The following is a 13,395-nucleotide window of genomic DNA, read 5'->3' on the forward strand; positions in this document are numbered from 1 at the left end:
GGTCGTTCGCGCACCAATGACGGCGGGACTGCAGCCTCACCTCCTGGACGGCACCGCCCCGCAGGTCGCGCGCAGCCCGGGAAGGCGGCACGACGATGACCGACGCCCACCACTCCAGCCCCCAGGGCGAGCCGTCTGCAGAGGACCACGGGACTGCGATCACCAACGTGCTCGCCGACCGCCTGGGCGGGCTCGCTCGGCAGCTCGAGGCCGAGGACGACCCGAGCAGGATGCTCGACGAGCTGGTCACCGCGGCTGTTGCGATCATCCCCGGTGTGGAGCACGCCTCGCTGAGCATGGTCTACGCACGGCGAGAGGTCCGGTCGGAGCACCCGTCGAGCGACCTCCCGGCCGAGGTCGACGCCATCCAGAACACGGTCGGAGAGGGACCCTGCCTGGACGCGATCTACCGGGAGCAGACCGTCCGGGTGCCCGACATGCTCCATGAGCCACGCTGGCCCCTGTTCGCGAAGCGGGCCCACGACGCGGGGGCGGGCAGCATGTTGTCGTTCCAGCTCTACGTCCAGGACGACAACCTCGGCTCGCTGAACCTGTACAACAGCCGCGCGAACGGTTTCGACGACGAGTCGGAGCAGGTCGGTCTGCTCTTCGCCAGCCACGCGGCGGTCGCGTACGCGGACGCCAAGAAGATCTCCGGCCTGACTCGCGCCCTGGCCAGCCGGGACCTGATCGGTCAGGCGAAGGGGATGCTGATGGAGCGCTACCGCCTCGACGCGGACCAGGCATTCGGCGTCCTGACCCGGGTCAGCCAGTCGACCCACCGGCCTCTCCGGGAGGTCGCCGACGAGCTCGTCAGCAGCGGCCGCCTCCCCGAGCTCGGGCTGGGGCAGCAGGCCGAGAGATGAGCGTGCGGGCGAGCACTCCTGGGTCGCCGGTGATCCGACATGGTGCCCGCCGCCTGGCGGTCCGCGCCCCGCGCGTGGCCGGCGCGTGATGTCGATCGAGGCCTCCCTCGTCCAGGCGCTGGACGGCGGACGCGGGGCGGATGCGGCTGATCGGCTGTGCGAGGCGTGCGTCGCCCTGCTGTCGGTCGACGCAGCCGCGATCTCCCTCGTCTTCGACGGCGTCAACTCGGCCACCCTGGGCGGTAGCAGCGACGAGGCGCGGTTGTTCGACGAGCTGCAGTTCACCTTCGGGGAGGGCCCCTGCCTCGAGTCGGTGGCGACCCGTGCGCCGGTGCTCGCGCTGGACCTCGGCGCCGAGGTGGTCGCCGGCCGGTGGCCCGCGTACGGGCCCGCGCTCCTCGACCAGGGCATCGCCGGCGTGTTCGCGATCCCGGTGCTCATCGCCGGGGAGTACGTCGGGGCGCTCGACCTCTTCCGCCGCCAGGTGGTGGCGCTGGACGGCCAGGACCTCTCGGGCGCGCTGGTGGCGGCCGAGCTGGCGGAGATGCCGCTGCTGGACCTGATCGCCGCGACCGAGCAGGACCCGCTCGAACCGGGGACGCCCGCGTGGACGGAGCTCGACAAGATCACCCGCGACGAGGTGAGCCAGGCCACCGGCATGCTCGTGGCCCAGCTCGACGTCGACCCCGCCCAGGCGCTCGTCCGGCTGCGGGCGCACGCGTACGCCACCAACCGCTCCGTGACCGCGGTCGCGCGGGACGTCCTCGACCGCCGGCTCCGGCTCGGTGCCGGATGACTGCACGCACCCCGCGTCTGGCCCCCGGCCGGCCCCACCTCCGCCCCGAAGGGACTTCCTGATGGCCGACGATGCTCGTGAAGCACGCGTGCTCGGCGCCGTGGTCACCCTGGTCGACAACCTGCTGCAGGACTTCGACGTCGTCGAGCTGCTCACCGACCTCACCGAGCAGTGCGCGAACCTGCTCGATGTGTCCTCGGCCGGGCTGCTGCTGGCCGACGCGCGTGGCGGGCTGCACCTGATGGCCGCCACCTCCGACCGCACCGAGGAGATCGAGCTGCTGCAGCTGCAGGCCGACGAGGGACCCTGCCTGGACTGCTACGCGACCGCGCAGCCCGTGTCGATCGCCGACCTCTCCGTCGTGGGCGGACGCTGGCCGCGGTTCGTCCCCGCCGCTCGCGAGGCCGGATTCGCGTCGGTGCACGCCGTGCCCATGACGGCGGCCGGCAGCGCGCTCGGAGCCCTGGGCCTCTTCGGCACCCGACCCGGGGCGCTCAACGAGTCCGACCTCCTGGTCGCCCGCAGCCTCGCGCACGTCGCCAGCGTCGCCATCGTGCAGGGACACCCACCCACCCCGGAGACCGTCCTGCCGCGACTGCGGGCCGCACTGGCCAGCCACGTGGTGGTCGAGCAGGCCAAGGGCTTCCTCCGCGAGCGCCTCGACGTGACCGTCACCGAGGCCTTCGCCCTGCTCCGTCGCTACGCCCGCGAGCACGACACGCACGCGTCCGAGGTGGCGCGCCGGCTCATGTCGGAGCCGGCGGCACGGCCCCTGATCGTCGAGGCCATCGTCAGGCTGACCGCCGCCGTGTGAGCGGTCGGGTCGGCTGCACGGCCCGTCGGTAATCAGCTGCTCGGGCGAGCGTCGTCCGCTGTCCCCTCGACCTCGTGGTCAGCCCCTCGACCTCGTGGTCAGGGCCTCGACGCTCCCGCGACGGTCGAGCCCGACCGTGTCGACCCGCTGTTCGTTCCGTCGCGCACCCGTCGTCACCCCCGCGGGGGTGACGTGATGTGTGCTGCCAGTCGGCCGAAGTGGGGATCGAGGCGCCGCCATCCGAGCCGCGTCCTGCCGATCGAGCGCTCACGACCAACCCAGCGCCCGTCGTGACGGAGCCCCTGTGCCCCACCTCTCTGACGTCCTACCCGTCGGTCCGTCCGCTCCCGGGATCCGGCCTGCCGTCCGGGACCACGAAGCGTCCGAAGCAGCCCGACGACTGCCGCGAGGCGGTCACCCTGACGTCGCGTGCTCGCCGCCGATGCAGATCACCAGGGAGCGCTGGTGGTTGTTCGAGCCGGAGCCCGCCGAGGACGACCTCATGCAGCGCGTCTTCGTCGCATCGGCGGCGCAGCGTTACCGGCTGGACCGCGATGCCGCGACCGCCTCGCCCACGGAGGTGCTCTGACGGGTGGGTCGCTGAGGCGAAGCGCATCGGCGGCGGGTGCGCGGTGCGCACCTCCTGCCTGGAGTGGGTCCTGCGCAGCGGAGCCGCCCACGGGGTCTTCGGCGGGCTCGACGCGGGAGAACGCACGTCGCTACGGCCGGCTCGCAGACGGCGCCGACCGGCACGGTGCACGTCAGCACGACGTCGGCGTAGGTGCGGGCGGTGCGGATGGTGGACCAGCGGCGTCCAGCACGAGGAACCCGTCGAGGGACACACCTCGATCTCGGTGCCGGGAGCGGCCGGACGAGGCTCCGGCAGGCAGGAACGAGCCCCCACGACCAACGGCCGTGAGGGCTCTCATCTCTGTCAGGTCGCCGTCGACAGCTCGCGACGACCTCAGGGGTGGGGAGGGTGGGGTGGGTGGAGGTGGCGGGAATCGAACCCGCGTCCTTGGACAGCGAACCAGGTCTTCTCCGGGCGCAGCTGGCTAGTCGTCTTCTCGGTCCCTGCGCTCGCGCCAGCACGTCGCAGACAGACCCAGTCTCAGAAAAGTCCCGGACGCACCCTGAGACACGGTGCGGCCAGCAAGTCCTCTAGATGAGGCCAGGTTCCGGGGCGAGGACAGCCTCGGTCTGACCCTTCGATCACTGTTTAGACAGCGAGAGCGAAGTCAGTGCGCTTAGAGTTGGCACTTGTTGGTTTCCAAGGGACATTAACGAGTTGACCTTGGATTCTCGGCCCGCTTCTCCTGGGACTACCGACCCAAGTCGAAACCGATCACCCCCTGTTGAGTTGTCCACCCCCTCGGCCGCGGACGGCTTCGGGAGCAAGGAGCCATCCTACCCGTGGGGCGGAGGATTCTGCCAAGGGTAACGCGGACCGGCCGAGAACATTCCCGGCCGGTCAGGCATCCACGGCCTGCGGCGTGCCCCTACTTCTCGGACAGCACCTGCAGCTTGAGCACCCGGGTCACCGGGTTGCGCCACTCCTCGCCCTGCAGGGCCTTGGCGCCGCCGACGATGGTCAGGATGAACCAGCCGAGCGCCATGAAGCCGAGGACGGGGTCGAACCCGTCGCCGGGGAAGATCGCGGAGGCGATCCCCCCGGCGATCACCAGGAAGAACGACAGCAGCTGGAAGTTGAACGCCTTCGCCGCCTCGCGCCGGGCGTACGAGCCGGGCTGCGAGAGGCCGAAGACCAGCAGCGGGCCGAGCAGCCAGAGGGCGAAGACCGAGAAGTGCGCGAAGCCCGCGGCACCGCGGCCGGCCTGCTGGCGCACCTCCGGGCGGACCAGCGGCTGGTAGGCCGGGTGCAGCCCGACGGCCTGCGAGGTCAGCGGCACCGACACGATCCCGTAGAAGGCCTGGTTGAGCTCCCTCCGGTTGTTCGCCTCGAGGACCTGGCCGAGGCGCCAGTCGAGCTCGCTCTCGCCGATGCGGTCCTCGGCGTACGCCTGCTGCAGCCAGGACACCGCCCGGTCACGCTGCTCGGGGGTCACGGACATCTGCAGGCTGGGGTGCGGGTACTCAAACGGCTGCGCGCTCATGCCGTTCAGGATGGCTCTCAGCAGGGCCTCGCCGCCATCAGGAGCGACCCCGGTCCGACCCCGACCTGCGGATGAGAGCGCGCCCTGAGCCCAACCAGGAGAGCGCTCCCTGAGCCCAACCAGGAGAGCGCTCCCTGAGCTTGTCGAAGGGCCCCGGAGGGGTTGGCGCTCGCGCTTCTCGAGGGCGTTCGTGCCGACCTCTTCGAGGCCCTTCGACAGGCTCGGGGAGCGTTCGCCGGGCAGGCTCAGGGCGGGTGCTCGGCGCCGGGATAGGTTGGAACCATGTCTGAGAAGCCCGAGGTCGACGCACCCGACGGTCCCCCGCCCACCGAGCTGCAGGTCACCGACCTCACCGTCGGTGACGGCACGGAGGCCGGCCCCGGCGACACCGTCAAGGTGCACTACGTGGGCGTGGCCTACAGCACGGGCGAGGAGTTCGACGCGTCCTACAACCGGGGCGCCCCGCTCGACTTCCCGCTCGGTGCCGGCCGCGTCATCCGCGGCTGGGACGAGGGCGTGGCCGGCATGAAGGTCGGCGGCCGCCGCCGGCTCGTCATCCCGCCGCACCTGGCGTACGGGGACCGCGGCGCGGGCGGCGTCATCGCCCCGGGCGAGACGCTGATCTTCGTCGTCGAGCTGGTCGACGTCCGCTGACCCCACCGCAGGACCGGGTGCCCCCGGACCGCATCGAGGTCCGGGGCGCCCGCGAGCACAACCTCCGCGATGTTGACGTCGACCTGCCGCGCGACGCGCTGGTCGCCTTCACGGGGATCTCGGGGTCCGGCAAGTCGTCGCTGGCCTTCGCCACGATCTTCGCGGAGTCGCAGCGCCGCTACCTGGAGTCGGTCGCCCCGTACGCGCGGCGCCTGATCCAGCAGGCCGGGGTGCCGCGCGTCGACTCCGTGAACGGGCTGCCGCCGGCCGTGGCCCTGCAGCAGCAGCGCGGTGTCGGCGGCTCCCGCTCCTCGGTCGGCACGCTGACCACGCTGTCGAACACGCTGCGCATGCTGTTCTCCCGCGTCGGCACCTACCCCGACGGCGCGGAGCGGCTCGACTCCGACTCCTTCTCCGCCAACACCCCGGCGGGTGCCTGCCCCCGCTGCCACGGCGTCGGGCAGGTGTACGCGGTCAGCGAGTCCTCCGTCGTCCCGGACCCGTCGCTGAGCATCCGCCAGGGTGCGGTCGCCGCCTGGCCCGGCGCCTGGCTCGGCAAGAACTTCCGCGACATCCTCGCCACGCTCGGTCACGACATCGACCGCCCGTGGCGCGACCTGCCGCAGGGCGACCGTGACTGGATCCTCTTCACCGACGAGCAGCCCGTCGTCACCGTGCACTCCGAGCGCGAGGCCGGACGCATCCAGCGTCCCTACCAGGGCCGGTGGACCGGCGTCCGCGCGTACGTCCTGGAGACGTTCGCCACGACGCGCTCGGCGCCCATCCGGCGCCGGCTGCGCGCCTACCTGGACGCCAGCCCCTGCCCGGTGTGCGGCGGGCGGCGGTTGCGGCCGGAGGCGCTCGCCGTCACCTTCGCCGGCCACGACATCGCCGACCTCACGGCGCTCCCCCTGGACCGGCTCGTCCCGCTGCTGCGCGACGCCGCGGCGGGGCACGACCCCGACAGCGCGGCGGGCCTGCTGCTGGGCGAGCTGCTGGGCCGCAGCGCCCTCGTGGTCGACCTGGGGCTGGGCTACCTGGCGCTCGACCGCGCCCTGCCGACGCTGTCCTCCGGCGAGGTGCAGCGGCTCCGGCTGGCCACGCAGCTGCGCTCGGGGCTGTTCGGCGTCGTCTACGTGCTCGACGAACCGTCCGCCGGCCTGCACCCGGCCGACACCGCCGCGCTGGCGGAGGTGCTGGTCGGGCTACGCGACGCCGGCAACACCGTGCTCCTCGTCGAGCACGACCTCGACCTGGTCCGGGGGGCCGACTGGCTCGTCGACGTCGGCCCGGGCGCCGGGAGCGCCGGGGGCCGGGTGCTGCACAGCGGCCCCGTGGCCGGACTCGCCGACGTCCCCGAGTCGAAGACGCGCCGCTACCTCGACCCGGCGCACCGTCCGTCCGTCCCGGACGCGCCGCGGACGCCCACCGCGCACCTGCGGCTGGGCGGGGTGGTCACCAACAACCTGGACGCGGTGGACGTCACGCTCCCCCTCGGCACCCTCACGGTGGTCACCGGGGTGTCCGGCGCCGGCAAGTCGAGCCTGCTCGGAGTGCTGGCGGACCTGGTGCGCGACCACCTCGGCGTGCCCGCCGACCTGCCGGACGAAGTCGTCGAGACCGGGGAGGACGCCGACCCGGACGACGAGGCGGGGCCGGGCACCGAGGACGCGCCCGCGCCGGACGAACAGTCCCGCGCCGGCGCCCGCGCGGTCGAGGGCCTCGAGGCGGTCACCCGCCTGGTCGTCGTCGACCAGCGGCCCATCGGCCGGACGCCGCGCTCGAACCTCGCCACGTACACCGGGCTGTTCGACGCGGTGCGCTCGGCCTACGCGCGCACGCCCGAAGCCCGGCGGCGGCGCTGGAGCGCGAGCCGCTTCTCCTTCAACGTGGCGGCCGGACGGTGCCCGACCTGCAAGGGCGAGGGCTTCGTGGCCGTGCGGATGCTCTTCCTGCCGGGGTCCTACTCGCCCTGCCCCACCTGCCACGGGTCGCGCTACGCGGCGGAGACCCTCGAGGTGACCCGCGACGGGCGCAGCATCGCCGACGTGCTCGACCTCGACGTCGAGGAGGCGGTCACCGCGCTGGCCGACATCCCGTCCGCGGTCCGCGGGCTCACGGCGCTGCGCGACGTCGGTCTCGGCTACCTCCGGCTCGGCCAGCCCGCGACGGAGCTGTCGGGTGGCGAGGCGCAGCGCATCAAGCTCGCGACCGAGCTGCAGCGCTCACGGCTCGCCGGGACGCTCTACCTCCTCGACGAGCCCACGACGGGGCTGCACCCCGCCGACGTCGAGCGGCTCCTGCGCCTGCTGCAGGGCCTGGTCGGCGGCGGGAGCACCGTCGTCGTCGTCGAGCACGACGCGGCGGTCGCGCTGGCCGCCGACTGGCTCGTGGACCTCGGGCCGGGCGGGGGCGACGCGGGCGGGCGCGTGGTCGACTCCGGCCGGCCGGCCGACGTCGCGGCCCGGGCGCTGGGGCCGACCGGTACGCACCTCGCGCGCCGGCTCACGCCGACGCGCTGAGCCTCACCAGCTGCTGCTGCCGCCTCCGCCGCCACCACCGCCGGAGAAGCCGCCACCGCCGCCGAAGGAGCTGCCGCCGCCGAAGCCGGTCCCGCTGCTGCCCGAGGTCGACGGCACCGGGGTCGCCGCCGTGCTGAGCGCGCCGGTGAGGAAGCCGGTGTTGAACGAGGCCAGGTTGAGGTTGCCGTAGTACCAGTACGGCGTGGTGTCGGGGATGCGGCCCATCGCCACGAGGTCGCCGCACACCTTGGCCCACCGGTCGGCCAGGCCGAACACGATCGCCCAGGGCAGGTAGCGCGAGAAGATGTCCTCGCCCTCCTCGAAGCGGAGCTGGTCGGCCTCGGCCGTCGCGAGGTACTTCTGGAAGCCCTCGACCTGGTCGGTCCAGGCCCGGCCCTCGGGCGTCCGCTGGCCGCGGCGCATCTTGTGGCGCACCACCGCGACGGTGATGATCACGGGCAGCAGGGCCGCCGCGAGCAGCAGCGCCCAGAGCCCGGCGTGGACGATGCCGAAGAAGACGAGGAACACCAGCCCGAACCCGAGCCCCTTGGTGGCCCGGCCGGTGGGGACCTTCGTGAACCACCCCCGGGCGGCGACCTGCTGGCGCACCGCGGAGTCCAGGTCCTGGTGGGCCTGGAGCATGCTGCCCTGGGAGCCGAGGTCGACGACGGTGCCGGGCGGGTCGCCGCGGAAGATCCCGTTCAGCAGGGCCATCTCGTGCGGTGCCGTCGCGACCCGCGGGTCGAGCAGGTCCACGCGGATGTCGCGCGGGTTCTCGCTGATGATCCGCACCCCGCCGCGCACGGCCAGGTCGACCAGCGTCGCCGCCGTCTCCTTGGTGTCGATCACGCCGTCGACGAGCAGACCGGCCTCGGCGACCGGGATCTTGGGCGGCACGAACGCGACCGGGATCTGCAGGTCGGGGTCGCTCAGGACCGTCTCGACCTGCTGCCCGCCGGCCGGGAACGACCCCGGCGGCAGACCCGCGAAGCGCTGGTCGCGCCCGTTGCGGCGGTAGTAGGCGACGCCGAGCAGCGGGGCAGCGATCGCCGCTCCTCCGACCGCCACGCCCGCACCGACGACCGCAGCCGTCTCGGCCGGGGTCCGGGCGTCCGCCCGCGGCTGCAGGTCCGGCGTCACGACGGCCACCGTCCCGGGCTTGATCTTGACGCCGATCGTCATGTTCTCGCCCGCCGGCAGCTCGTCGGTCTCGAAGACGCCCGCGTCTCCCTGCACGGTCGCGGGCTGGCTGCAGGTGTTCTGCGACGTCACGGAACCGGCGTAGCACCGCAGGTCGCCCTCGTAGGGCCCGTCGGGGACCGACGCCTTCACGCGCACCTGCGTGAAGGCCGGGTTGCCGGTCCCGGTGACGTCCCAGTAGAGCTCGTCGTAGGGCGGGCTGGCGGCCGGCGAGCTGCGCAGCGCGCCCTGGACGTCGTAGCTGATGACGTACGTCGCGGTCGGCGCCGTGACGGTCTCGCTGGCGCTGCCGATCTGCAGGGTCGTGGTGACCTCGCGGCCCTTCTGCGACGGCGTGTCCTCGCGCTGGACGTCGGTGTTCGCTCCGGTGGGGCTGGTGACCTTGATGTTGCTGACGGTGTAGACCGCGTCCTGGTCGGTGTCCTTGCCCTGCTCGGCCCACGGCTCACGGGTGACGAGGAAGCGCTTGATGCCGTGCCGGCCCGAGTCGCTGCCGAACTGCCAGACCCAGGTCTCCTTGACGGTGAGGGTCCCGCTGGGGTTGACCGTGTAGTCGACGTCGAGAGAACGGACCAGGTCCGGCGTGGCCGCGTACGCGGGGCGGGTGCCGACGACGAGGCCGGTGAGGACGGCGCCGCAGGCGAGGAGCAGCGCGAGCAGCAGCCGGCTCGCGCGACCGGGCGTCCTGGTCGGCGCCGCGACCGCCGCCCGCGTGGTCACCGGTTCCGCCGGTTCCGTGCGGCCAGGGCGCGCTCGGCCTCGCGCCGGCCCTCGCGCTCGGCGAGGGCGTGGCGCTTGTCGTACTCGCGCTTGCCGGTGCCCAGGGCCAGCTCGACCTTGGCGTAGCCGTCGTTGAAGTACAGCGACAGCGGGATGAGTGTCGCGGCGCCGGTGGAGCCGAGCTCACGGGCGATCTTGTCGATCTCGCGACGGTTCAGCAGGAGCTTGCGCGTACGCCGGGCCGTGTGGTTGGTCCAGGTGCCGTGGCTGTACTCGGGGATGTTCGCGCCGCGCAGCCACACCTCGCCGTCGTCGAGGGTCGCGTAGGCATCGGTCAGGTTGGCGTGGCCGGCGCGCAGGGACTTGACCTCGGTCCCGCTCAGGACGAGGCCCGCCTCCCACGTGTCGTGGATGGTGTAGTCGTGGCGCGCCTTCTTGTTCGACGCGACGACGCTGCGACCCTTCTCCTTCGGCATGGGACCCATTGTCCCTGCTCGCGGGGTCGCTCGCGGTCCCGCCCCGCCCCCGTCACCGGAGGCGGGGCGAGTGGGCTCAGCCCAGGGTCATGCGCCCAGCGTCGCGGTGTCGATGACGAAGCGGTAGCGGACGTCGCTGGCGACGACCCGGTCCCACGCCTCGTTGACCTTGTCGGCGCTGATGACCTCGATCTCGGCACCCAGGCCGTGCTCGGCGCAGAAGTCGAGCATCTCCTGGGTCTCGGGGATGCCACCGATGCTGGAGCCGGCCAGGCTGCGCCGGCCGGGGAGCAGCGAGAACGCCTTGACCGACATCGGGTGCTCCGGGGCCCCGACCTCGACCAGGGTGCCGTCGACGCGGAGCAGGCTCATGTAGGCATCGAGGTCGAGGTTCGCCGAGACGGTGTTGACGATGAGGTCGAACGAGCCGGCGAGCTGCTCGAAGGTGTCGGGGTCGCTCGTCGCGAAGTAGTGGTCGGCGCCGAGGCGCAGGCCGTCCTCCTGCTTCTTGAGCGACTGGCTGAGCACCGTGACCTCCGCGCCCATGGCGTGGGCGATCTTGACCCCCATGTGGCCGAGGCCGCCGAGCCCGATGATGGCCACCTTCTTGCCGGGGCCCGCCTGCCAGTGGTTCAGCGGCGAGTAGAGGGTGATGCCGGCGCACAGCAGCGGAGCCGCCTCGTCCAGCTCGATGCCCTCGGGGATGCGCAGCGCGAAGTCCTCCTCGACGACGATGTGCGTCGAGTAGCCGCCCGCGGTCGGCTTGCCGTCGCGGCCGACGCCGCCGTAGGTGCCGATGTTGCCGTTGAGGCAGTACTGCTCCAGGCCGCGCTGGCAGCTGTCGCACTCGCGGCAGGAGTCGACGAGGCAGCCGACGCCGACCCGGTCGCCGACCTTGTGCTTGCTGACGTCGGAGCCGACCTCGGCCACGACGCCGGCGATCTCGTGGCCGACGACGATCGGCCAGCCGGCGTCGCCCCACTCGCCGCGCGCGGTGTGGATGTCGGAGTGGCAGATGCCGGCGAACTTGATGTCGATCAGGATCTCGGTGGGGCCGACGTCGCGGCGCTCGATCGTGGTCGGCTGGAGCGGCTCGGTCGCGCTGGGGGCGGCGTAGGCGTGCACGGTCAACGGCATGGAGGTTCTCCTCGTGGCTGCGGGAGGCGACGGACGACGGTCGACGGTGGGTCGACACGTGCGTCGCGCGCTCGTGGCCGGACGACGGCGTCGGTGTCCGGGGCGGGTCGCCGCCTCGAGGCGGCGCCCGGTTCATCGTAGGTGGACGCCCCGGGTGCGCACGGTGCCCGAACGGCCGACCGGCGCCGAGAACCCCGACACGCCGGGGCCGGACCCGCTTCCCCTGCGGTCCGACCCCGGCGTGACGCACCGGGGGGTGATCTGGGGGCCGGGACCTGGGTCCCGGCCGTGTCCGTGGGTGAGCCGGCGGCTCCCGGCTCAGTACCAGCTCATCGGGTTCACCATGCCGCCGTTGAGCCACACCATCAGGTGCAGGTGGCAGCCCGTCGAGTAGCCGGTGGTGCCCACGTAGCCGATGACCTGGCCCTGCCGCACGTGCTGGCCGACGCTGACGACGTAGCGGATCGCGTGGTTGTAGCCGGTGGTGACGTACTTCCCGTCGACCCGACCGTGGTCGATCATCAGCCGGTTGCCGTAGCCCGCGTTGTAGTACTTCTCCGAGACCGTGCCGCTGTAGGCCGCGTGGATCGCCGTGCCGCACCCGGCGCCGAAGTCGGTCCCGTCGTGCAGCTTCCAGACGTGCAGCACGGGGTGGAAGCGCATGCCGTACGGCGACGTGATCGGCGCCGACACCGGGTAGATGAAGCCGTGGTGCGCGCCCGACGACGACGTGCTGGCGCTGCTGGAGGGCCGCGGCGGGGCGGAGACGCGCGGGGCGCTCGACCGGGTCGAGCGCGACGCGGACGAGGACCGCTTCGCCGACTTGGCGGCCTTCGCCTGGCGGGCCGCCTCCTTGGCCGCACGCTCCTGCTGGGCGGCGCGCCGTGCGGCCGCCGCCTTCTCGGCGGCGCGGGCCGCGGCCTTCTCCTTGGCGATCCGCACGGCGATGCGGTGCTCGACCGACGAGCGCTCCGCCGTCAGCTGCGCGTACTGCGCCTTGTCCTGAGCGACGTCCTTGGCGGCGACCTGCTGCGCGGCCTGGCGGGCGGCGACCTCGCCGGCGACGGAGGCCGACGCCGCACGGGCCCGGGCCTCGAGGTCGCGGGTGCGGGCCAGCGAGTCGGCGGCCTCCTTGCGGTCTGAGGCCACCTTGGCCTCGGCCTTGGCGAGATCGGCCTGCTTGGCCTTGAGCTGGGCCTCGAGGGCCAGGAGGTCGTCGATCTTGGACTGGGTCGTGTCGAACATCGTGGTCGCCCACTGCATGCGCGTGGCCAGGTCACCCGTGCTGGGACTGGTCAGGACCGCGATCGGCATGAGGTTCGTCTGCTGCTGGTAGGCGCTGCGCACGATGACGCCGACCATCTGCTTCTTGGCGTCGAGCTGCTCCTGGCAGTCGAGGACGGCCGCCTTCGCCTTGGCGAGGTCGGTCTGCGCCTGCTTGAGCTTCTTGGCCAGCCGCGCGTCCTCGGACCGGGCCGCCGCCAGCTGCGACTCCGCGGCCGCCAGCTGGTCCTGGGCGACGGCGAGACGGCTCTGCGCCTCGTCGAGCCGGACGCCGGCGTTGCTGAGCGCCGCGCTCGACTCGCCGAGGTCGGCCTTGGTCCGGCTGATCTGCTGCTTGAGCTCGCTGCGGCGGTCGGTGAGGTCGTCGGCTTGCGCGGAGGCGACCAGCAAGCCGGCGCTGAGCGCGACGGCGAGGGCTCCGGTCGTCAGGACGGCAGGCAGGCGCCGCGCCCCGAGGGCACGGCTCCGCCGATGGCGGTGGTGCTGACGCTGACCGTGGACGGACAGGTCGTCAGCGTCCGGAGCGTCGGTGACGACGCGGGGAAGGTCCGGCACAGCTGTCTCCCACTCGGGTCCGCCGGGAGCCTTGCTCCGACCGTTCGCGGCGGTCCGAGCAGTGACTCTCGACTTGAGATCGAGATTCTGGGGGGAATCCCGGTGTGTCGGTCGGGGTGACCGGCGGCCCGGATGTTAGGCAGACGTCAGACCCCGGTCGCAAGGCCTGACCCTCGAGTCACAGGCGTCCCAGGCGTGACTGCACATAAAGCCTTCATCGAGACTTCATCGGCGAGGTCGAGGCAGCACTGATCGGC

Annotated in this window: 11 protein-coding genes, 1 other RNA gene and 1 pseudogene; 7 read left to right on the plus strand and 6 right to left on the minus strand. The window is 72.7% G+C overall.

All coding sequences use genetic code 11. From position 1 onward, the window contains the following. Positions 1-95 precede the first annotated feature (95 nt). The 5 genes and pseudogenes from BMY04_RS13520 to BMY04_RS23695 form a co-directional block, all read left to right on the plus strand. Positions 96-866, plus strand: coding sequence for a GAF and ANTAR domain-containing protein (locus BMY04_RS13520; protein ID WP_091181350.1), 771 nt, complete (start codon positions 96-98; stop codon positions 864-866). Positions 867-954: 88 nt separating this feature from the next. After that, a complete protein-coding gene (locus BMY04_RS13525; protein WP_091181354.1) occupies positions 955-1,662 on the plus strand; it encodes a GAF and ANTAR domain-containing protein in 708 nt (235 codons plus the stop codon). Between the two features lie 61 nt (positions 1,663-1,723). Beyond that, positions 1,724-2,476 (plus strand): GAF and ANTAR domain-containing protein, encoded by a 753-nt coding sequence (locus BMY04_RS13530; protein WP_091181357.1) that lies wholly within the window; start codon positions 1,724-1,726, stop codon positions 2,474-2,476. Between the two features lie 442 nt (positions 2,477-2,918). After that, on the plus strand, positions 2,919-3,065 hold the full coding sequence (locus tag BMY04_RS22800) for a hypothetical protein (protein ID WP_170854132.1): 147 nt from the start codon (positions 2,919-2,921) through the stop codon (positions 3,063-3,065). Next, positions 3,031-3,186 (plus strand): annotated as a pseudogene (locus BMY04_RS23695) (WhiB family transcriptional regulator); the annotation flags it as partial. The gene BMY04_RS22800 and the pseudogene BMY04_RS23695, both read left to right, overlap by 35 nt. A gap of 276 nt (positions 3,187-3,462) precedes the next feature. On the opposite strand, the gene ssrA reads toward BMY04_RS23695, so the two are convergent. Continuing rightward, positions 3,463-3,829, minus strand: a transfer-messenger RNA (tmRNA) gene (gene ssrA / locus BMY04_RS13540). Positions 3,830-3,975: 146 nt separating this feature from the next. After that, a complete protein-coding gene (locus tag BMY04_RS13545) occupies positions 3,976-4,590 on the minus strand; it encodes a DUF1707 and DUF4870 domain-containing protein (RefSeq protein ID WP_091181359.1) in 615 nt (204 codons plus the stop codon). Positions 4,591-4,872: 282 nt separating this feature from the next. Here BMY04_RS13545 and BMY04_RS13550 point away from each other — a divergent pair, with 282 nt between their 5' ends. Then, the gene (locus BMY04_RS13550; protein ID WP_091181362.1) at positions 4,873-5,244 is read left to right on the plus strand and encodes an FKBP-type peptidyl-prolyl cis-trans isomerase; all 372 of its coding nucleotides are present in this window, start codon (positions 4,873-4,875) and stop codon (positions 5,242-5,244) included. A 17-nt stretch (positions 5,245-5,261) separates the two neighbouring features. Next, positions 5,262-7,766 carry an AAA family ATPase gene (locus BMY04_RS13555; RefSeq protein WP_091181364.1) on the plus strand — a complete coding sequence of 835 codons (2,505 nt, stop codon included), beginning with the start codon at positions 5,262-5,264 and terminating at the stop codon, positions 7,764-7,766. Between the two features lie 3 nt (positions 7,767-7,769). On the opposite strand, the gene BMY04_RS13560 is transcribed toward BMY04_RS13555, so the two are convergent. From BMY04_RS13560 to BMY04_RS13575, 4 genes are all read right to left on the minus strand, one after another. Beyond that, positions 7,770-9,686: a DUF2207 domain-containing protein gene (locus BMY04_RS13560; protein ID WP_091181367.1), complete on the minus strand. Its 1,917-nt coding sequence runs from the start codon at positions 9,684-9,686 to the stop codon at positions 7,770-7,772. Beyond that, on the minus strand, positions 9,683-10,162 hold the full coding sequence (gene smpB / locus BMY04_RS13565; RefSeq protein ID WP_091080053.1) for an SsrA-binding protein SmpB: 480 nt from the start codon (positions 10,160-10,162) through the stop codon (positions 9,683-9,685). Before smpB ends, BMY04_RS13560 begins: the two co-directional genes overlap by 4 nt. A gap of 87 nt (positions 10,163-10,249) precedes the next feature. Further along, positions 10,250-11,299, minus strand: coding sequence for an NAD(P)-dependent alcohol dehydrogenase (locus tag BMY04_RS13570; RefSeq protein WP_091181388.1), 1,050 nt, complete (start codon positions 11,297-11,299; stop codon positions 10,250-10,252). A gap of 318 nt (positions 11,300-11,617) precedes the next feature. Continuing rightward, positions 11,618-13,138 carry a M23 family metallopeptidase gene (locus BMY04_RS13575; RefSeq protein WP_091181405.1) on the minus strand — a complete coding sequence of 507 codons (1,521 nt, stop codon included), beginning with the start codon at positions 13,136-13,138 and terminating at the stop codon, positions 11,618-11,620. Positions 13,139-13,395 lie beyond the last annotated feature (257 nt).

Source organism: Microlunatus flavus, assembly GCF_900110855.1.
Classification (GTDB): domain Bacteria; phylum Actinomycetota; class Actinomycetes; order Propionibacteriales; family Propionibacteriaceae; genus Microlunatus; species Microlunatus flavus.

What these genes read in the sequence shown, in the direction of transcription:
- BMY04_RS13520 (WP_091181350.1), top strand. Translation starts at nt 96, where the DNA reads ATGACCGACGCCCACCACTCCAGCCCCCAGGGCGAGCCGTCTGCAGAG.
- BMY04_RS13525 (WP_091181354.1), top strand. Translation starts at nt 955, where the DNA reads ATGTCGATCGAGGCCTCCCTCGTCCAGGCGCTGGACGGCGGACGCGGG.
- BMY04_RS13530 (WP_091181357.1), top strand. Translation starts at nt 1,724, where the DNA reads ATGGCCGACGATGCTCGTGAAGCACGCGTGCTCGGCGCCGTGGTCACC.
- BMY04_RS22800 (WP_170854132.1), top strand. Translation starts at nt 2,919, where the DNA reads ATGCAGATCACCAGGGAGCGCTGGTGGTTGTTCGAGCCGGAGCCCGCC.
- BMY04_RS13545 (WP_091181359.1), bottom strand. Translation starts at nt 4,590, where the DNA reads ATGAGCGCGCAGCCGTTTGAGTACCCGCACCCCAGCCTGCAGATGTCC.
- BMY04_RS13550 (WP_091181362.1), top strand. Translation starts at nt 4,873, where the DNA reads ATGTCTGAGAAGCCCGAGGTCGACGCACCCGACGGTCCCCCGCCCACC.
- smpB (WP_091080053.1), bottom strand. Translation starts at nt 10,162, where the DNA reads ATGCCGAAGGAGAAGGGTCGCAGCGTCGTCGCGTCGAACAAGAAGGCG.
- BMY04_RS13570 (WP_091181388.1), bottom strand. Translation starts at nt 11,299, where the DNA reads ATGCCGTTGACCGTGCACGCCTACGCCGCCCCCAGCGCGACCGAGCCG.